The organism is Flavobacterium denitrificans DSM 15936 (assembly GCF_000425445.1).
Taxonomy (GTDB): domain Bacteria; phylum Bacteroidota; class Bacteroidia; order Flavobacteriales; family Flavobacteriaceae; genus Flavobacterium; species Flavobacterium denitrificans.
Map to the genome: position 1 here is coordinate 459,455 of NZ_AUDL01000004.1, position 19,814 is coordinate 479,268.

General features: G+C 33.9%; 16 protein-coding genes. 12 read left to right on the forward strand and 4 right to left on the reverse strand.

Annotated features, from left to right (window positions below; all coding sequences use genetic code 11):
* Positions 1-180 precede the first annotated feature (180 nt).
* Complete coding sequence (locus H600_RS0102065) at positions 181-870, forward strand: NUDIX hydrolase (RefSeq protein WP_026727219.1); 690 nt, start codon at positions 181-183, stop codon at positions 868-870.
* 449 nt (positions 871-1,319) lie between these two features.
* Here H600_RS0102065 and fsa read toward each other — a convergent pair whose 3' ends face one another.
* The 3 genes from fsa to H600_RS0102080 form a co-directional block, all read right to left on the reverse strand.
* Positions 1,320-1,976: a fructose-6-phosphate aldolase gene (gene fsa / locus H600_RS0102070; RefSeq protein WP_026727220.1), complete on the reverse strand. Its 657-nt coding sequence runs from the start codon at positions 1,974-1,976 to the stop codon at positions 1,320-1,322.
* Positions 1,977-1,983: 7 nt separating this feature from the next.
* Positions 1,984-4,038 (reverse strand): transketolase family protein, encoded by a 2,055-nt coding sequence (locus H600_RS0102075; RefSeq protein WP_026727221.1) that lies wholly within the window; start codon positions 4,036-4,038, stop codon positions 1,984-1,986.
* 394 nt (positions 4,039-4,432) lie between these two features.
* On the reverse strand, positions 4,433-5,431 hold the full coding sequence (locus tag H600_RS0102080; RefSeq protein WP_026727222.1) for a GntR family transcriptional regulator: 999 nt from the start codon (positions 5,429-5,431) through the stop codon (positions 4,433-4,435).
* Between the two features lie 102 nt (positions 5,432-5,533).
* Between H600_RS0102080 and H600_RS0102085 the strand changes: the two genes are divergently transcribed.
* The 5 genes from H600_RS0102085 (at position 5,534) to H600_RS0102110 (ending at position 12,182) form a co-directional block, all read left to right on the forward strand.
* On the forward strand, positions 5,534-6,586 hold the full coding sequence (locus H600_RS0102085) for an aldose epimerase family protein (protein WP_026727223.1): 1,053 nt from the start codon (positions 5,534-5,536) through the stop codon (positions 6,584-6,586).
* Positions 6,587-6,654: 68 nt separating this feature from the next.
* Complete coding sequence (gene galK / locus H600_RS0102090; RefSeq protein ID WP_026727224.1) at positions 6,655-7,815, forward strand: galactokinase; 1,161 nt, start codon at positions 6,655-6,657, stop codon at positions 7,813-7,815.
* Between the two features lie 17 nt (positions 7,816-7,832).
* A complete protein-coding gene (locus H600_RS0102095) occupies positions 7,833-8,882 on the forward strand; it encodes a UDP-glucose--hexose-1-phosphate uridylyltransferase (RefSeq protein ID WP_026727225.1) in 1,050 nt (349 codons plus the stop codon).
* A 273-nt stretch (positions 8,883-9,155) separates the two neighbouring features.
* Positions 9,156-10,841 (forward strand): sodium/sugar symporter, encoded by a 1,686-nt coding sequence (locus tag H600_RS0102100; RefSeq protein WP_026727226.1) that lies wholly within the window; start codon positions 9,156-9,158, stop codon positions 10,839-10,841.
* A gap of 267 nt (positions 10,842-11,108) precedes the next feature.
* Positions 11,109-12,182: a DUF4238 domain-containing protein gene (locus H600_RS0102110; RefSeq protein ID WP_026727228.1), complete on the forward strand. Its 1,074-nt coding sequence runs from the start codon at positions 11,109-11,111 to the stop codon at positions 12,180-12,182.
* A gap of 148 nt (positions 12,183-12,330) precedes the next feature.
* Here the strand turns inward: H600_RS0102110 and H600_RS0102115 are convergent, their stop codons facing one another.
* A complete protein-coding gene (locus tag H600_RS0102115; protein ID WP_026727229.1) occupies positions 12,331-13,581 on the reverse strand; it encodes an NAD(P)/FAD-dependent oxidoreductase in 1,251 nt (416 codons plus the stop codon).
* A gap of 101 nt (positions 13,582-13,682) precedes the next feature.
* On the opposite strand from H600_RS0102115, the gene flxA reads away from it, so the two are divergent.
* From flxA to H600_RS0102145, 6 genes are all read left to right on the forward strand, one after another.
* Positions 13,683-15,206 (forward strand): flexirubin biosynthesis tyrosine ammonia-lyase FlxA, encoded by a 1,524-nt coding sequence (flxA, locus tag H600_RS0102120; RefSeq protein WP_026727230.1) that lies wholly within the window; start codon positions 13,683-13,685, stop codon positions 15,204-15,206.
* 33 nt (positions 15,207-15,239) lie between these two features.
* Entirely contained in the window at positions 15,240-16,463 is a 1,224-nt protein-coding gene (locus tag H600_RS0102125) for a WG repeat-containing protein (RefSeq protein ID WP_026727231.1), read from the forward strand.
* Between the two features lie 34 nt (positions 16,464-16,497).
* The gene (flxB, locus tag H600_RS0102130; RefSeq protein WP_026727232.1) at positions 16,498-17,229 is read left to right on the forward strand and encodes a flexirubin biosynthesis SDR family reductase FlxB; all 732 of its coding nucleotides are present in this window, start codon (positions 16,498-16,500) and stop codon (positions 17,227-17,229) included.
* Between the two features lie 220 nt (positions 17,230-17,449).
* Positions 17,450-18,685, forward strand: coding sequence for a beta-ketoacyl-[acyl-carrier-protein] synthase family protein (locus H600_RS0102135; protein WP_026727233.1), 1,236 nt, complete (start codon positions 17,450-17,452; stop codon positions 18,683-18,685).
* Positions 18,678-18,932 carry an acyl carrier protein gene (locus H600_RS0102140; RefSeq protein ID WP_026727234.1) on the forward strand — a complete coding sequence of 85 codons (255 nt, stop codon included), beginning with the start codon at positions 18,678-18,680 and terminating at the stop codon, positions 18,930-18,932. Before H600_RS0102135 ends, H600_RS0102140 begins: the two co-directional genes overlap by 8 nt.
* Positions 18,932-19,813 carry a lysophospholipid acyltransferase family protein gene (locus tag H600_RS0102145; protein ID WP_026727235.1) on the forward strand — a complete coding sequence of 294 codons (882 nt, stop codon included), beginning with the start codon at positions 18,932-18,934 and terminating at the stop codon, positions 19,811-19,813. The genes H600_RS0102140 and H600_RS0102145 overlap by 1 nt, the downstream gene beginning before the upstream one ends.
* The last annotated feature ends 1 nt before the right edge of the window (position 19,814 follow it).

The following is a 19,814-nucleotide window of genomic DNA, read 5'->3' on the forward strand; positions in this document are numbered from 1 at the left end:
AAACAGCTTATTTTTGTTCCGAAAACGTTTGAAAATGATTAAAAAGACGTTAGATTGATGTTTTCATTTCCTTTTTGTAACTTCATTTTTTGATATTTTTTTGATTTAAGTGTAAAATCTACATTAATAAATTATGAAACGTATTAGGAAGTTTATATATTTACCATCAAAATATTGATTATGCTAAACAGTTATAGCTCTGCTGATAAAGCGTTATTAGCAGTAGATTGTATCATTTTTGGTTTCGACAATCAAGGTTTGAAAATACTTTTAATTAAAAGGGACTTTGAGCCAGAAAAAGGCAAATGGTCGTTGATTGGGGGATTTTTGAAACGTGATGAAGTACTAGACAATGCCGCGATAAGAATTTTAAATACATACACCGGTTTAAACGATATCTATATGGAGCAGCTGTACGCTTACTCTGAAATTGATCGTGACCCTGTTGAAAGAACCATTTCGGTTTCCTATTATGCTTTGATTAATATCGAAAATCATAATGCCGAATTGATCAAAAATTATCACGCACAATGGTTTAGTATTACCGATGCGCCAAACTTGATTTTTGACCACAACGAAATGGTTGAACACGCTATCAGAAGACTTCGTTACAGAACTTCAATAAAACCAATCGGATTCGAGTTGCTTCCGGAGAAATTCACTATGCGCCAATTATTAGAATTGTATGAAGCCATTTTGAGCAAAGAATTGGACAAGCGAAATTTCATCAGCAAAATCAATTCGTTGGAAATCTTGAACAAACTCGATGAAAAAGATATGGGATCTTCTCGAAAAGGTTCTTATCTCTATACTTTCAACAAAGAAAAATATGAAGAAAAATTACTCAACGATTTTGTGCTGAATTTATAAAAAAGTTTAGCCACAGATTTCACAGATTAAAATGATTTTTATCTAGACATTTATAAAAAAGAAGCCTTGAAAAAAATAAATTTTCAGGGCTTCTTTTTATTTAAAATCTCTCGCAGATCTGGCAGATTTAAGGGATTTTTTCTGCTAAATCTGTTGGATCTGCGGGAAACTTATTCCGAAAAAACAAAAACCGCGTGAATCCGTTTTATACGAAATATCAGCGAGCCATAAAACCAAAACCCTGAAAGCCACAAACTTTCAGGGTTTTTACTTCAATAAAACTACTATTAAAAAACTAAACAAATTTTCATTTTAAAAATAATCTCTCGCAGATCTGGCAGATTTAAGGGATTTTTTCTGCTAAATCTGCTAAATCTGCGGGAAACATTTTTTTACAAATCACTCCGTTTTCATCCGCTTGATCTGTAAAATCTGTGGTCTAAAAATTTTTAGCTATTCCCTTTTTGATAATCTGCTAAAAATTGTGCTAAACCAATGTCTGTCAACGGATGTTTCAACAAACCTTCAATTGCACTTAGTGGTCCAGTAATAACATCAGATCCTATTTTTGCGCAATTGATAATGTGCATTACGTTGCGAACTGAAGCTGCCAGGATTTGAGTTTCAAATCCGAAGTTGTCATAAATCAATCTGATTTCTTCAATAAGATTCATTCCATCGGTCGAAACATCATCCAAACGCCCAATAAACGGAGAAACATAAGTAGCTCCAGCTTTTGCAGCCAATAGTGCTTGACCAGATGAAAACACCAAAGTACAATTGGTTCTAATTCCTTTACTCGAAAAATATTTGATTGCTTTTACGCCATCTTTTATCATCGGGATTTTAACCACGATCTGAGGATGCAAAGCCGCTAATTTTTCTCCTTCAGCAATCATTCCTTCAAAATTGGTCGAAATTACCTCCGCACTTACATCACCATCTACCAATTCGCAGATTTTCACATAATGATCCAAAATATTCTGAGCCCCTGTAATTCCTTCTTTTGCCATCAATGACGGATTTGTGGTTACACCGTCTAAAACCCCTAAATCATTGGCTTCTTTAATATCTTTTAAATTTGCTGTATCTATAAAAAATTTCATTTTCTTCTTATTTTGATATGTTAAAATTGTTTTCTTCTAAATATTTAATGATTTGTTCACAGGCATTTTTACATGTAAATCCGAACTTTTCATCTAAAACTGATGCTGGCGCTGAGTAACCAAAATGCTCTAATCCAAAAACTTTTCCGTTTCTTCCAGCAAGATTTTCCAAGTTTACTGGAAGTCCGGCTGTTAAACCAAAAACCAATCCGTCATTAGGAATTACACTTTCTTGATATTGTTTTGATTGTGATCTAAAAAGTCCTTCAGAAATGATCGAAGCAACATTTATTTTTATACCGATGGTTTGTTCCAATTCAGTCGCGGCCTCAATAAGCGTCGCCACTTCAGAGCCATTTGCGATTAAGGTAATATCTGGATTTGAAACTGATTTTACCAAATAGCCTCCTTTTTGAGCTTGCAAAGCATCTTCAAATCTTGATTTTCCAATAGTTGGCAAATCCTTAATATCTTGTCTTGAAAAAATTAATCCTGTTGGCGTTTTCTTGTTTTCAAGTGCCATTTGCCAAGCTACAGAAGTTTCAATTGCATCAGCAGGACGAAGTGCCAGCAAACTTTGCTCACCCGAATGATTTTTGATTTTTTCCAACAATCTAATCTGCGCTTCTTGCTCGATTGGCTGATGCGTTGGTCCATCTTCGCCTACGCGGAAAGAATCGTGCGTCCAAACATATTTTACAGGAAGTTCCTGAATTGCAGATAAACGAATTGCCGGTTTCATATAATCTGAAAAAACAAAAAATGTAGCCACAACCGGAATGACACCGCCGTGAAGTGCAATTCCGTTTGCAATTGCCGCCATTGTCAACTCGGCAACACCTGCTTGCAAAAATCCGCCACTGAAATCCTCTCTTTTTAAAACGGAAGATTTTTTTAAGAATCCATCCGTTTTGTCGCTATTCGATAAATCTGCAGAAGAAACAATTATGTTTTCCACATTTTCAGCCAAATATCCTAAAACCGACGCCGAGGCGTCACGAGTCGCAGCATTTGCTTTTTGAGCAATTGAACTAAAATCTAGATTTGGCAAATCGCCATTGAAAAAGCTTTTAATTTTTTGAGCTAACTCTGGATTTTGATTTTCCCAAACAGAAAATTTTGATTTGCTTTCTGTCGCTTTAGCCTTTTTGTCTGCTAAAACATTTTTATAGAAATCAGCAACATCTTTATAAACTGCAAAGCCATCTTCTGGATTTGCACCTAAATTTAAAAGTGTTTTTTCAAAATCAGCTTTTGTTCCACCGATAGGTTTTCCGTGCAATTCGCATTGTCCTTCATACTTTGTTCCGTCGGCAGTAACACAGCCTTTTCCCATTATTGTTCTTCCAATAATCAAAGTTGGTTTTTCTGTTTCGGCGTTTGCAGCATCAAGCGCCGAACGGATTTCATCATGATTATGGCCGTCAATTGTAACAACTTTCCATCCCCATGATTCGTATTTCATTGCTGTATCTTCATTGGTAACCTCATCTGTCATTGAAGACAATTGCACATCATTTGAGTCATAAAACATAATGAAATTGTTCAATCCTAAATGACCTGCGATACGGCCTGCTCCTTGCGAAATTTCCTCCTGAACTCCTCCATCAGTAATAAAACCGTAGATCTTATGATCAAATAAATTATCAAATCTAGCCGATAAAAATTTAGCCGCAATTGCTGCTCCAATACCCATTACGTGGCCTTGTCCTAACGGCCCAGAAGTATTTTCGATTCCTCTTTTTACATCAATTTCTGGATGCCCAGGTGTCACTGATCCCCATTGTCTGAAATTCTCTAAATCGGTTTTTTCAAAATTTCCAAGTAAATGGTATTGTGCATACATTAAAGCCGAAAGATGTCCAGCATCCATAAAAAATCGGTCTCTAAAAACCCAATGCATATCACTTGGATCGTATTTTAAATATTCAGTATATAAAATATGCATGAAATCTGCACCGCCCATTGCCCCTCCCGGATGGCCTGATTTTGCTTTTTCAACCATCGAAATGGCTAATGCTCTTATATTATCTGCTGCTAGTTGATCTATTTTCTTGTTCATTTCTAATTAATAAATTGAAAGGTATTGAGTTTGGTTATTTGTGGTTTTTAATTCGTTTTCACTGAATATCAGACAGAAATCTTCCTGATCAAATGAAACAAATAATAAGTGTAAAATTTACATTTACAAATGTATGTAAAATAATTCCACAAAAACAAAAAAATTGTTTCCTTATTTTTTTAATTAAAAAAATGATAATTTAACAAGCAAAAAGAGAATTGCTTGAAATAAAAACACAGAAAGATAGGGTTGTCTTTTGTGTAAAATTATTTTAAACACATAGCCAAGAAATATTTCTATGTTTATGTATGGCAACTGAAACGCCTTTTTAAGCAAACAAAAGCTATGTTCCTATGTGTTTAAATAATTGTAGACAAAGGTTGTTAGCAAAATCCTACAATGAATTTCGCATAATCAAAGACGATTTATTTTCGATCTGTTCTTTTTTTCCTTTCAAAACCATTTCGGCCAAAATTTTTCCCATTGTTTCAAAATGAGTGGAAATGGTCGTAATTCCATTGGCCACAATTTTTTTCAGAGGCGTTTCATTATACGATATAATTCCGAAATCGGTTCCTAGTTTCAAATTTTGATTTCGAGCGCTTTCAATTAAATGAACCAATTCGCGATCGGTTGGCGTTATGTACAAATCGCCTTCGGTAATTTTTCGATCTTTAAATTCACTGATGATTTCGTATTGAAAATTATACTGTGAACAAAAAGCTTCAAAACCTATTTTCATGCCAAGCGGTTCTCTAAAACCTGGAAAAATTAAAATCAGTTTTTTGTATTTATTCAGTCTTGCTTTAGCATTATATAAACCTTCAAAAACATCTTTTTCGTGATTTTGATAAATGGCAGGATATGCTTTCAAATCGGCGTTGGTTTGATCCAGTATGATAACTTCATTTACTGGTAGGGTTTTTATAAAAGTTGCCGTATCGAGCAAATTGGTAGGCATGATAATATATTTTGTGTAATTGCCATTGCTGTCATTTATGAGCTTTTGAAAAACCTGAATATTGAAATGATGGAAGAAAATATCGACCTGAACATTCTTTCCGATATTTTTTAAAAACGAATTATAAATGTCTTCTTTGAAAATATTCAATTCATCAAAAAGTAAAAAAATCTTGTGTTTTATAGTAGTTTCAACGCTTTTAACATAATAACCTTTGCCTGGAATGGCATAAATTATGCCTCGTTTTTTTAATTCGTCATACGCTAATAAAACCGTATCACGTGATAAAGAAAAAGCCAAACAAACTTTATTTACCGATGGAAGTTTGTCTCCTTTAACTAATTTTTCTTCATCAATCGCTTTTTCAATTGAAAGAATTATCTGCTTATATTTTGGCAGACCGATGTTATTTTGGATTGAAATAATATTCATAGAAATTGAAATTTGGGCGCAATATACAAAAAACTGGTAGGTACTGGTATGTAAACATGTAAAATGTTTCTATTTTTGAATTTCACTTTTGTCAAAAATAACATGGAAATAAAACATATATCGCAATTTCAAGATTCATCTGCTTTCAAATCGTTTGGTTTAACTCCTGATAACGAAGAAATTCTCTCTTTTGAATTAGCCAACAAAAGTGGAATGAAAGTGCAGTTAATCAATTATGGAGCAACTGTTACTTCACTACAAATTCCTGTTGACGGAAAATTGGTTGATGTCGTTTTAGGTTTTGATACTTTAGAATCTTATATCGCTTCATACAATTTACCAAGTGCACCATATTTTGGAACAACTGTTGGCCGTTATGCGGGAAGAATCAATAAAGGTGTTTTTTCTATAAACGGAAAAACATTTCAATTGGCTGGAAACAATAATGGAAATGCGCTGCATGGCGGAAATGTTGGTTTCGGAAAAAAAGCATGGAATGTAACCGATATCACTTCGGGCGAAAATCCATCGATTACTTTTAGCCTTTTAAGTGAAGATTTAGACCAAAATTATCCAGGCGCTCTACATGTTTCTTTGAAATATACTTTGACAGAAGCAAACGAATTACAATTAGAATACATAGCAACAACAACTGAAGATACTGTTATTAATTTGACACATCATAGTTATTTCAATTTGAATGGCCATGATTCGACTGTTTTGGATCAGGAAATGACTATTGTTTCGGATCAATTTTTAGAAACCAATTCAGAGAATATTCCAACAGGAAAATTTACTGCCGTTTCTGGTCATGATTTTGATTTTAGAACAGCCAAAAAATGTCCTGCGTCTATTGACAATTCATTTGTAATCGAACCTTCAAATGATGTTGTCGCGACATTATTCAGTCCGAAAACAAAATTGAAAATGAGCGTTTACACCGATCAGCCAAGCGTTCACCTATATGTAGGTGGCAATTGTTTTAATACTTTAAAAGGAAAAGAAGACGCCGTTTATCATCCTGCAAGCGGGATTTGTTTTGAAACGCAGAATTTTCCTGACGCACCAAATCAAGAAAATTTCCCAAATTCAGTTTTGAAAAAAGGGGAAGAATATCACCAAAAAACAGTTTACAAATTTGAAAATGTAAAGTAAGAATCAACCATCATACTTGAAAAAACATCCAATAAATTACAAGAAAACACTATTACAATTACTAAATAATGAATGAGATTTTAATACAAAACACGACAGCGTTTTTTGAGAAAACTTTCGGGTCTGCACCTCAAAAAATTGTGCTTTCTCCTGGAAGAATCAACATCATTGGAGAACATATCGATTACAATGACGGTTACGTTTTGCCAGCCGCAATTGACAAAGTAATTTGTTTTGCTTTTGAAAAAAACAACACTAAAAAATCAAAAGTAATCGCAATTGATTTAAATGAAGAATTTGAAATCGATTTGACTGAAAAAGTTGAATTGAACGATGCCGTTTGGACAAATTATATTCGTGGCGTTATTAAACAACTTCAAGATAATGGTTTTGCTTTTGAAGGCTTCAACTGTGTTTTTAGCAGTAATATTCCGGTTGGTTCTGGATTGTCTTCTTCTGCAGCTTTAGAATGTGGAATGATTTTCGGAATTGCATCCCTTTTCGATTTAAAAATTGAAAAGAAAGATATAGCATTATTAGGACAAAAAGCAGAACACTGGGTTGGAATCAACTGCGGTATTATGGATCAGTTTTCAAGCGTTCATGGTCTTGACAACAAAGTAATCAAATTAGACTGCAACACACTGGATTTTGAATATCACAATGCCGATTTCAAAGATTATTCTTTGATTTTGATGGATAGCAACGTAAAACATTCGCTTTTCACATCAGAATATAATACTCGAAGAATTGAGTGCGAACAAGGTCTTGCGATTATAAAAGAAAATTTCCCAGAAGTAAAAACTTTTAGAGACTGCAAAGAAGAACAACTTTTGAGCATTCAGGATAAATTTGATCCAACCGTTTTTAAAAGAGTTCATTTTGTTGTAAAAGAAATCAACCGCGTAATCAAAGCTTGCGAGGCTTTGGACAAAGGAAACATAGAACTTTTAGGACAATTGCTTTTTGAAACACATTATGGATTATCTCAAGAATATGCTGTAAGTTGTGAAGAGCTTGATATGCTTGTAGATACTGCAAAAGCAGATGATGCAATAATTGGTTCTCGTTTAATGGGAGGTGGTTTTGGTGGATGTACCATAAATTTAATTAAAAAAGGACATGAAAATGAGGTAAAACGTAAGTTTTCAAACCTTTATTTAGATACATTTGGAATTGAATTAAAATTCTATGATGTAAAAATCTCAAACGGAACACAACTACTTTAATACCACAACTACATTACATGAAAAATTTTGACATTAACGAAGATCCACACAGACGTTTTAACCCTTTAATCAACGAGTGGGTTTTAGTTTCTCCTCATCGCGCAAAACGTCCTTGGCAAGGGCAAAATGAAACGATCGCTACCGAAGCATTGCCAAAATACGATCCAACTTGTTACTTATGCCCAGGAAATGTTCGTGCCAACGGAATGAACAATCCGAAATATGAAAGCAGTTTTGTTTTTGAAAATGATTTTGCAGCGATGAAGCAAGACGAAATTATTTTTGAAGAAGATATCAAACACACTTTCTTTAAAGCAAAACCAGAACAAGGAATTTCAAGAGTAGTTTGTTTTTCACCAAGACACGATTTGACTTTGCCAGAAATGGAAATTGACGGAATCGAAAACATCATCAGAACTTGGCAAAAAGAATATACTGATTTAGGAAGCATCAAATATATCAATCACGTTCAGATTTTTGAAAACAAAGGAAGCGTGATGGGTTGCTCTAACCCACATCCGCATGGACAAATTTGGGCACAATCATCATTGCCTACGCAAGTTGAAAAAACGCAAAACAGCTTAAAAGCCTATTATGATAAAAACCAAAGAACGCTTCTTCAAGATTATTTAGAAGCCGAATTAAAATCAGGTGACCGTATTGTAATAGAGAACGATCATTTTGTGGCATTGGTTCCGTTTTGGGCAATCTGGCCTTACGAAACTATGATTTTAAGCAAAAGAGCTTTCGGAAAAATCACTGATTTTACTTCGGAAGAAACTACGGCTTTCGCAAAAATCTTGAAACAGCTTACAACAAAATACGACAACTTATTCAGTACTTCTTTCCCATATTCGTCAGGAATTCACCAAACTCCTACAGATGGTTTAAAACATCCTGAATGGCATTTCCACATGCATTTTTACCCGCCATTGTTAAGATCAGCAACGGTTAAAAAATTCATGGTTGGTTATGAAATGATGGGCGAATCGCAAAGAGACATCACTCCTGAAAAAAGTGCCGAAATTTTAAGACAACAATCAGACGTACATTATAAAAGTCTTTAAAATTGAGACAAAATCAAGTCGGTTTTAAAATTTAACATAATAAATTGATTATAAATGTAAAAAACACATTTGTAAATGATGTAGATATGGAATTTTATTATACTTTTGGCTTTCGTTCTTATTTTGATAAAAAAATAACAGAATAAAAACAGATATCTTAGTTTTAACAAGATAAAACAACAAAATAACAGGTTTCGGAAATTATAATTAAAAACGAATTTATAAAACCACTTTACAAACAATCACCTATACTAATTTTTTAAAATACTAACAATGAACCAGAACCTCGCTTTCGCCGATTATGCGGTTTTTATTATTTATTTCATCGTAGTTTCGGTCTACGGTTATACAGTTTACCGCAAGCGTAAACAAGACGAACAAGATGCTAAAGCTTACTTTTTAGCTGAAGGAAATTTAACTTGGTGGGCAATTGGAGCTTCATTAATTGCTTCAAATATTTCAGCTGAACAATTCATCGGAATGAGTGGTGAAGGTTTCTTTTTAGGAATCGCTGTTGCTGCTTACGAATGGCTTGCTGCTATTGCTTTGATTATTGTAGCAGTTTGGTTTATTCCTGTATATCTTAAAAACAAGATTTACACGATGCCTCAATTCTTAAAAACACGTTACAACGAATCTACTGCTTTGATTATGGCGGTTTTCTGGTTGTTTTTATACGTTTTTGTAAACTTGACTTCTATCCTTTATTTAGGAGCCGTTGCTATCAATGGTCTTGCTGGAGGTGAATATCTGCATGTGATCATGCTTGGATTGGCTGTATTTGCTCTGTTCATTTCGTTAGGAGGAATGAAAGTTGTAGCTTACACAGACGTTATTCAAGTTGCTGTTTTAATCATTGGAGGTTTAGTGACTTCATACATCGCACTTACAACTGTTGGACGTTATTTTGGAGTTGGAGAAAATGCTATCGCTGGATTTAATGTCTTGATGGAAAAAGCTCCTGAGCATTTCAAAATGATTATTCCAAGACCAACTGCAACTTCATCTCAACTTGAAATTGATAAATATTTGACTTTCCCAGGATTATTATCTTATGCGGCAGGTATTTGGATCATCAACTTAAACTATTGGGGTTGTAACCAGTACATTACGCAAAGAGCACTTGGAGCAGATTTACAAACGGCACGTACAGGTATTTTATTTGCTGGTATGTTAAAATTATTAATGCCACTTATCGTAATGTTACCTGGTATTGCTGCTTTCGTTTTATACCAAAATGGACATTTACCTCAATTAGTTGGAGGAAAAGATGGTGCTTATTCTGCAATCTTGACGTTCTTGCCAACTGGTCTTAAAGGTCTTTCTGTAGCTGCATTGACTGCTGCAATCGTAGCGTCGTTAGCGGGCAAAGTAAACAGTATTTCTACTATCTATACATTAGACGTTCATAAAAAATACATCCAAAAAGACGCTGGTGAAAAACAACAAGTAAACATTGGTAGAATTGCCGTTTTTGTTGCAATGTTGTTGGCTGTTTTATTTACATGGAATGACATTCTTGGAATTGGAGGAGTTGGAGGATTTACATACATCCAAAAATACACAGGATTTATTAGCCCTGGAGTTTTCGCCATGTTCTTCCTTGGTATGTTCTGGAAAAGAACTACTGGAACTGCTGCAATTGTAGGTGTAATTTTAGGATTCCTATTATCTGTTTTATTCAATGAATATGCACCAATGTTATTTGGAAACGACACATTATTATATACAGCATACCCTAACGGAAAAGGAGCTTTCGAAATTCCATTCCACATTTGTATGGGATTATCATTCTTCTTTACCATGTTAGCGATGATTGCAATCAGTTTTGCTGGACCAAAAGTAAATCCAAAAGCGTTTGAAATAGACTCTGAAATGTTTAAAGTAAAACCACAAACTACAGTTTTAATTGTAATTACATTATTGATTATTGTTGCGCTGTACGTTAAATTCTGGTAGTATAATTTTTTACTATATTATTTTTTGAAGATTAAAAAGGCTGTCTGTTTTGACGGCCTTTTTTTTGTTAGAAAAAAGTATAATTTAGATGTCTGGAATTTTCGGGAAGTTTTTATAGGTGTAGTAAAAAGGATGAAACTTCGGAACGAGGCATCTTTATGTGCACGAACGAGACGCTCTCGTCAACTAGGAATTTTTCAAATCATAAAACTTTTAGAAAACATGTTTAACATTAATCTTGATCAATAATAATTATAGTTGTTGCTTATGACAGATAAAAAGAATCAACATTACATACCTAAATTTTACTTAAGAAATTTCTCTTATGAAAATAATGGTAAGCAAATAGGTGTATATAACTTATCAAACGAAATTTTTGTTCAAAAAGGGAAATTAAAAACACAAGGTTCTAAAAGTTTTTTTTATGGTGAAGATGGAATAATTGAAGATGTACTAGCTAATGTTGAGGATGTATTAGCCCAACAATTAAAGAAAAACATTTTGGAGCTAAAAATTCCAAATAAATTAACAGAGGAGCATATTAATTTGCTTCTCTTTGTTTGTTTAACTGATCTACGAAATCCTGTAAAAATAAACTTAATGAAAAATGGGATTTTGGAAATTGGAAAACGGTTAACTGAACTAGATCCCAATATTGATTTGGATAAATTTATCCCAAAAGTAAGTCATAATGATGCTGTAAAAATGTCAATGTCTAACATTGGAGAAGTTATTGAAGAAATTGTAGATTTAGATTATAAATTTTTAAAAAATGTAACAAATCAGCCCTTTATTACTTCTGATTTTCCAATAGTTAAATATAATCAATTTCTTGAAAATAAAAATTGGCCTCTTTCTAAATCAGGTTACGGTTTATCAGGATTGCAAATTTTTATTCCTCTAAATTCTGAATTGATACTTTTTTTTTATGATTCTGAAATATATAAAGTTGGAAATAGAAAACAAGATATCGTCTTGATAGAAGATTTATCAGAGATAAATCACCTAAATGTTTTACAATTTGTTAATTGTTTCGAAAGTATTTATTTTAATGAAAAAACTTCCGAGGACTATGTCCGGAAGTTACATGTAAAAGCAAAAAGATATAAACGTGCTAATGAGTCAACTTCGCATTCTAGCTATTTATTTAATAAAAACACTAATGATGAAGAAATTATTAAACAAGGAAAGAAAAATTTGATTGTAGTAGGATCAACAGATGTAGAAACCAAATTAAAAATTAACTCAATCAAAATTCATTCTAAAGGACAAAATAAACAATTAACTTCTTCTGCTTCACAACTTCGAAAGCATTCCCAAATGCGTAATAGGTCGCGTTGATTGGTTAGCCGATCATAATCAGAATATTATAAATAGAAAAACAGATCTATAAAAAGGGTTTAATTAAAAAAAATTGAAAGTTTATATTAATTACCCGCCGCTCAAGCGTCTGCTCGTAAACGCCATCAACATAAAAAAGCCCTGAAAATCACTCAGGGCTTTGTTCTTTCTGCATATTCAGCAAATACGCCATATTCGCAATCACATGATCATGTTTTTTCACAAACGGATTTTCTTCATTCCAGACATATCCTGCTAAAACCGAACATATTTTTTCTTTCACATCTGGATTTTCCGGCTGATGAAAAAACAGAGTCTGTAAATTTCCAGTGTACCATTCTTGAACATAAGTTGTGAAAACTGCGATACCGCGTTTCATATATTGCGTAAATTCAACTTCCCAATCTACTTCAATTCCTTGCGATTCTTTTAAATATAGTTTTGCCGCTAACATTCCAGATTCTGTCGCAAAAGCAACTCCAGATGAAAAAACAGGATCAAGAAATTCAGAACTATTTCCCGTTAAAGCAAAACCATCGCCGTACATTCTTTTTACAGCTCTTGAATAATTTTCCAATTTAACTGGTTCGAATAAAAACTCCGTTCCTTTAAATCTTTTAATATAATAATCTGATTTCTGAATGGCATTTCGCAACGCTTCAGCATTGTCTTTATTTTCAGAAAGTGAATTGATAAAATCTGTCGGACCAACAACTCCTAAACTGGTATTTCCATTTGAAAACGGAATTACCCAAAGCCAAACTTCGGTTTCCAAAATATCAAATGAAATTTGAGTTCCCTCCTCGCCTTCTTCTCTATTAATATCTTTTACATGCGTAAAAATAGAAGAATGCGGATCTAGTTTTGATGGCGTGTCTAAATCTAAAAGTCGTGGCAAAACACGCCCGTATCCGCTGGAATCAACAATAAATTTAGCGTGAATTTCTTTTAAATTTCCGTCCTTGTCTTTTACAATTGTTTTCGATTTTTTTCCTTCAAAAGAAACCTCCAAAACTTCTGTTTCAAATTCTAAGTCAATTCCTTTTCGAACTACTTCCTGCGCCATTGTGTTGTCAAAATCAGCGCGCGGAACCTGCCAGGTCCAGTCCCAGCCTTCTCCAAATTTCTGACTGAAATCAAAAACACAAATTTCTTCGCCTCTGATAAAACGGGCTCCTAATTTTTTTTCAAAGTTCATCGCGTTTAGCGCATCATAAAGCTCCGCCTCTGCAAAATGATCCATCACTCGCGGAATAAGGCTTTCGCCGACCACAAGTCTTGGGAATTTTGTTTTTTCAACAACTTTAACCTTGACATTATTTTTATGAAGATACGATGCCGAAACGCATCCTGAAGGTCCTGCACCAATCACTAAAACATCAACAAACTCCTGTGTCATAATAGAAATGTTATGAATTATTAACTTACATTTGCGTTCATCAAAATAACTACATTTATTTTGATAAATAAAATTAAATTAGCACAATCAAAACCGGTTTAATGAATACAATTAATGAATATTTAAGTTTAGCAGAATTCGAGTCAATCATTTTTGGAAATAATAAAGTTGCAATCAGTGATGTAGTTTTAAATCGAGTAAATGAAAGCTTTAATTTCCTGAAAGAATTTTCGGGGAACAAAATAATATACGGTGTAAATACTGGCTTTGGACCAATGGCTCAATATAGAATTAAAGAGTCAGACCAAATTCAGCTGCAATATAATTTAATCCGAAGCCACTCTTCTGGAACCGGAAAACCTTTAAGTCCGGTTTGCGCAAAAGCGGCAATTTTGGCACGTTTGAACACACTTTCATTAGGAAATTCTGGCGTACATCCGTCGGTTATTCATTTAATGTCTGAATTAATCAACAGAGACATTACACCTTTAATTTTCGAACATGGCGGTGTTGGTGCGAGTGGCGATTTGGTTCAATTGTCACATTTGGCTTTAGTCTTAATTGGCGAAGGCGAAGTTTTTTATAAAGGAGAAAGAAGACCAACTCCAGAGGTTTTTGAAATTGAAGGCCTAAAACCAATTCAGGTTGAAATTAGAGAAGGTTTGGCTTTAATCAACGGAACTTCGGTAATGACAGGAATTGGCGTTGTGAATATTCATCATGCAAAAAAATTATTAGACTGGTCTTTAAAATCTTCTTGTGCAATAAACGAATTAGTTCAGGCGTATGACGATCATTTTTCTGCAGAATTAAATCAAACCAAACGTCATAAAGGTCAACAAGAAGTGGCGGAAAGAATGCGAAAAAATCTTTCTGACAGTACTTTAATCCGTAAAAGAGAAGACCATTTATATTCGGGTGAAAATACCGAAGAAATCTTCAAGGAAAAAGTTCAGGAATATTATTCTTTACGTTGTGTTCCTCAAATTTTGGGGCCAGTTTTAGAAACGATAAATAATGTCGCTTCGATTTTAGAAGACGAATTCAACTCGGCAAACGACAACCCAATTATCGACGTAAAAAACAAACACGTTTATCACGGAGGAAATTTCCACGGCGATTATATTTCGCTTGAAATGGATAAACTGAAAATCGTTATTACAAAATTGACAATGTTGGCAGAACGTCAATTGAATTATTTATTGAATTCAAAAATCAACGAAATTCTTCCTCCATTTGTAAACTTAGGAACATTAGGGTTTAATTTCGGAATGCAGGGTGTTCAGTTTACGGCAACCTCAACCACGGCTGAAAGCCAAATGTTGTCGAACCCAATGTATGTGCATTCAATTCCTAACAACAATGACAATCAAGACATTGTAAGTATGGGAACAAATGCAGCGGTTATTACCTCAAAAGTAATCGAAAATGCTTTTGAAGTTTTGGCCATCGAAATGATTACCATCGTTCAGGCAATTGATTATTTGGGACAAAAAGATAAAATTTCATCGGTTACCCGAAAATGGTACGACGATGTTCGAAATATAATTCCGGAATTTAAGGAAGATCAAGTAATGTATCCTTTTGTTCAAAAAGTAAAAGATTATTTAATCAACAATTTGTAGTATATTTCGCGCTATTAATTAAAATTAAAAATCATGAAAAAAACGCTTCTTTTTTTATCGCTTGTATTTATTCAATTTGTTAATAGTCAAGAACTGGCTTTAGTCAAAAAAAATTCAAAAATTGGATATATTTCCAAAGATGGATCTTTTAAAATTGAACCGCAGTACAAATCGGCCAGAAGTTTTTCTGAAGGTTTAGCCGCTGTTGAAAACAACGGAAAATGGGGTTTTATTGATGCAAAAGGCACTTGGGTAATTCCTGCCGATTTTAAAGATGCGAAAGATTTTAACAGTAGCATCGCGATTGTACAAAAAGACAAAGATTGGGTTTACATTAATACAAAAGGTGAAATCCAGAAAGCGCCAGCTTCTGATAAATTATTTGATTTTAATGATGGAGTAGCATTTATCAGACAAAATAATAAAGTGGGTTTGATCAACAACAAAATGACTGTTGTTTTAGAACCAAAATACGATCAGATCAAATCTTTTGAAAATGGTTTTGCCCGAGTAGAATTAAACAAAAACTGGGGAATTATAAATACCGAAGGAAAAGAATTAGTTGAACCTGCTTATGCTGAAGTTGGAAATTATTTCAAAAATACAACTTGGGCCAGAAAAGACAAAACTTTCGGATTGGTAAGCTCAGGAAAATTTATTCCGGTTGATGGTGCCGAAAAAATCTGGGATTTTGAAACTCAGGATCTGACATTTGCCAAAAAGAATGGAAAAATCGGTTATATTGATTTAAAAGGGAATTGGGCAATTCTTCCTATATATGATAAAGGAAAAGCATTCTCAAAAAATCTAGCTCCAGTTTTAGTTGGAAAAAAATGGGGATTCATTAATCCAGAAGGAAAATTTGTAATTGAACCCACTTATAATGATGCCGAAGTTTTTAGTTCAAACGGATTGGCTCCTGTAAAAGAAAGCAATTGGGGATTCATCAATGAAAGTGGAAAAATAATAATCCCAACACAATACGGTATTACTGCAAATGCCATTATCGCCATGTTTACGCAACAAGATAAAGGATTTATTGATGGCGTTGCAAGAGTGAAAAATGAAGGAAAATGGGGTTTCTTAAAACCAGACGGAACAGTTTTAAGCAATCAATGGTTTGAAAACGCCGAATTATTTTCGAAATCAGAAAAAAAACAAGCGGTTGAAGCTGTGGCAGAAAAACCTAAAGAAGAAGCAAAACCAGCAAAAACTGCAGCAAAACCGGTAAAAAAACCAGTTGCCAAGAAAAAATAACACTATTTAGCCCCAAATAAAAAAATCTTAAGTAATGAAATGTGTATTAGTAACAGGCGGTTCAAGAGGAATTGGAAGTGCTGTTTGTAAAAAATTAGCCGTTGAATCTGATTATCATATTCTGATTAATTATCATTCCAATCAAACTGCTGCCGAAGAAACACTTCAGGAAATTCAGAAATTAGGTGCAACCGGAGAAATTCTGGGTTTTGACGTTTCTAATTTTGAACAAGTACAAACGGTTTTAACAAAATGGCAGGAAGCAAATCCTGAAGCGATTGTTGAAGCGATTGTAAACAATGCCGGAATTACAAAAGACGGTCTGTTTATGTGGATGACTCCCGAAGACTGGAACGGCGTGATGAATACAAGTGTAAACGGATTTTTTAATGTAACGCAGTTTTTCATTCAAAAAATGTTGCGTAACAAATATGGCCGAATAGTCAATATGGTTTCGGTTTCTGGAGTTAAAGGAACGGCTGGACAAACCAATTATTCTGCCGCAAAAGGTGCGATTGTTGCGGCTACAAAAGCATTGGCTCAAGAAGTGGCAAAACGAAACATTACAGTAAATGCTGTTGCTCCAGGTTTTATAAGAACCGACATGACAAGTCAGCTTGACGAAAAAGAATTATTAAAACTGATTCCAGTAAATCGTTTTGGCGAAGCCGAAGAAGTTGCCGATTTGGTAAGCTTTTTGATTTCTAAAAAAGCAAGTTATATTACAGGAGAAATTATCAATATAAACGGAGGAATATATTCTTAATAGTCGCTATGTTTGCGAAGTTATTTTTAAGTTTTGTATTTAAAACCGAAAATTGCTCGCAAAGACGCAAAGTCACAAAGTTTTATTTATAAGACTTTAAAAAAGAAAAAACTTTGCGACTTCGCGTCTTTGCGAGATTAAAATATAAAGAATAGCAAAAATGAACTTTGCGAGATTAAAAAAATTACACTTTAAGGATAAAAAATTACTTTGAAAGACCATGAATAAGAGAGTTGTAATTACTGGAATGGGAATTTATTCTTGTATCGGAACTTCTTTAGATGAAGTAAAGGAATCATTATACAACGGAAAATCAGGTATTAAATTTGATTCTGACCGAAAAGAATTTGGTTTCCAATCAGCTTTAACCGGAATGGTTCCAAAAGCCGATTTAAAAAATTTATTGACACGCAGACAGCGCATGAGCATTGGTGAAGAAACCGAATATGCTTATATGGCAACTATAGAAGCATTGAAAAATGCAAATATCGACGACGCTTTTTTTGACGAAAGAGAAGTTGGAATTATGTATGGAAATGACAGCGTTTCTAAAGCAATTATTGACGCTACAGATATTGTCCGCGAGAAAAAAGATACTGCATTAATTGGTTCTGGAGCGATTTTCAAATCAATGAACTCGACGGTTACCATGAATCTTTCTACGATTTTTAAACTTCGTGGTATTAATTTAACCGTTAGTGCGGCTTGTGCGAGTGGTTCTCATTCTATTGGTTTGGCATATTTTTTAATTAAAAGTGGTTTTCAAGATATTATAATTACTGGAGGCGCACAGGAAATCAACAAATATGCGATGAGCAGTTTTGATGGTTTAGGCGTTTTTTCCAACAGAGAAAGCGATCCTGAAAAAGCTTCTCGTCCTTTCGACAAAGACCGCGATGGACTAATTCCGAGTGGTGGCGGTGCAACGTTAATTCTGGAAAGTTATGAATCAGCTATTGCTCGTGGCGCAAATATCATCGCTGAAGTTGTTGGATACGGATTTTCATCAAATGGCGGACATATTTCGACACCAAACGTCGAAGGCCCGTCTATAGCTATGCAAAGAGCACTTGATGATGCAAATTTAAAAGCTTCAGAGATTGAATATATAAACGCTCACGCAACCTCAACTCCCGTTGGTGACGGAAACGAAGCTAAAGCGATTTTTGAAGTCTTTGGCGAAAAAAATCCTCCTGTAAGCTCTACAAAATCAATGACAGGCCACGAATGCTGGATGGCCGGCGCTAGCGAAATCATTTATTCTATACTAATGATGCAAAATGATTTTATCGCACCAAACATCAATTTAGAAAATCCAGATGAAGATGCGATTAAATTAAATTTGGTCAAAACTACTTTAAACAAAAAATTTGACATATTTTTGTCCAATTCTTTCGGTTTCGGAGGAACCAACTCTGCGTTGGTGGTTAAAAAGTTTAAATTGAACAATGAATAAAGAAGAGATTATAACGAAAATTAATGGTTTTTTGGTTGATGAGTTTGAAGTAGACAATGATGAAATTGAACCAGATGCTAATTTAAAAGATACACTTGGGTTAGACAGCTTAGATTATGTTGATTTAGTAGTTTCTATTGAGGCTAACTTTGGTGTAAAATTGGTTGAAGCTGATTTCGTTGGAATTGCTACTTTTCAAAACTTCTATGATCTTATTGAAACCAAAATAAAAGCTAAAACTGCTTAATGAGTCAATGGGATGGCAAATCAAAAGGAACAGTTTTAGGCTATAGAATATTCGTTTTTTTGATACAAAAAGCGGGTGTGAAATCTGCTTATGTCTTGCTTTATTTTGTCGCTTCTTATTATTTTCTTTTTCTAAAGAAGAGCAACAAGGCTATTTTTTATTATTTCAAAGAAAGACTTAACTATTCCAATTTCCAGTCAAAAAAAATGGTTTTCAAAAGTTACTATACTTTTGGACAAACTATAATTGACAAAATTTCTATTTCTGCCGGACTTCGAAATAAATTCACTTACGAATTTGACGGGATCGAAATTCTGAAAAAACTTCTAGCCGAGAAAAAAGGCGGTGTCTTAATCAGCGCGCATGTCGGGAATTTTGAAATTGCTGAACATTTTTTTGGCGACATCGATCTTGATTTCCAAATCAATTTGGTTACAACCGATTTGGAACATTCGGCAATCAAAAATTATCTGGAAAGTGTTACACAAAAATCTGCCGTAAAATTTATCATCATCAAAGACGATTTATCACATATTTTCGAAATTAATTCGGCTTTAGCCAATAATGAATTGGTTTGCTTTACGGGAGACCGCTATTTTGAAGGAACCAAATCACTTTCTGAAGAAATTCTTGGCAAAGAAGCTAATTTCCCGGCCGGCCCATTCTTAATCGCTTCGAGATTAAAAGTTCCTGTTGTTTTTGTTTATGTAATGAAAGAACCAAATCTTCATTATCATTTATACGCGCGCGAAGCAACAGTAAAACATCGCGACGAAAAAGGTTTATTAAAAGAATACGTAAAAAGCGTTGAAAGCATTCTGCAAAAATATCCACTGCAATGGTTCAATTATTTCGATTTTTGGAATGATTTGAAAAGCTAAT

Coding starts and splice junctions, on each gene's coding strand:
- H600_RS0102115 (WP_026727229.1), bottom strand. CDS start 13,581: ATGACACAGGAGTTTGTTGATGTTTTAGTGATTGGTGCAGGACCTTCA.
- H600_RS0102145 (WP_026727235.1), top strand. CDS start 18,932: ATGAGTCAATGGGATGGCAAATCAAAAGGAACAGTTTTAGGCTATAGA.
- H600_RS0102065 (WP_026727219.1), top strand. CDS start 181: ATGCTAAACAGTTATAGCTCTGCTGATAAAGCGTTATTAGCAGTAGAT.
- galK (WP_026727224.1), top strand. CDS start 6,655: ATGAATGAGATTTTAATACAAAACACGACAGCGTTTTTTGAGAAAACT.
- H600_RS0102085 (WP_026727223.1), top strand. CDS start 5,534: ATGGAAATAAAACATATATCGCAATTTCAAGATTCATCTGCTTTCAAA.
- H600_RS0102140 (WP_026727234.1), top strand. CDS start 18,678: ATGAATAAAGAAGAGATTATAACGAAAATTAATGGTTTTTTGGTTGAT.
- fsa (WP_026727220.1), bottom strand. CDS start 1,976: ATGAAATTTTTTATAGATACAGCAAATTTAAAAGATATTAAAGAAGCC.
- flxB (WP_026727232.1), top strand. CDS start 16,498: ATGAAATGTGTATTAGTAACAGGCGGTTCAAGAGGAATTGGAAGTGCT.
- H600_RS0102110 (WP_026727228.1), top strand. CDS start 11,109: ATGACAGATAAAAAGAATCAACATTACATACCTAAATTTTACTTAAGA.
- H600_RS0102095 (WP_026727225.1), top strand. CDS start 7,833: ATGAAAAATTTTGACATTAACGAAGATCCACACAGACGTTTTAACCCT.
- H600_RS0102100 (WP_026727226.1), top strand. CDS start 9,156: ATGAACCAGAACCTCGCTTTCGCCGATTATGCGGTTTTTATTATTTAT.
- H600_RS0102135 (WP_026727233.1), top strand. CDS start 17,450: ATGAATAAGAGAGTTGTAATTACTGGAATGGGAATTTATTCTTGTATC.
- H600_RS0102075 (WP_026727221.1), bottom strand. CDS start 4,038: ATGAACAAGAAAATAGATCAACTAGCAGCAGATAATATAAGAGCATTA.
- H600_RS0102080 (WP_026727222.1), bottom strand. CDS start 5,431: ATGAATATTATTTCAATCCAAAATAACATCGGTCTGCCAAAATATAAG.
- flxA (WP_026727230.1), top strand. CDS start 13,683: ATGAATACAATTAATGAATATTTAAGTTTAGCAGAATTCGAGTCAATC.
- H600_RS0102125 (WP_026727231.1), top strand. CDS start 15,240: ATGAAAAAAACGCTTCTTTTTTTATCGCTTGTATTTATTCAATTTGTT.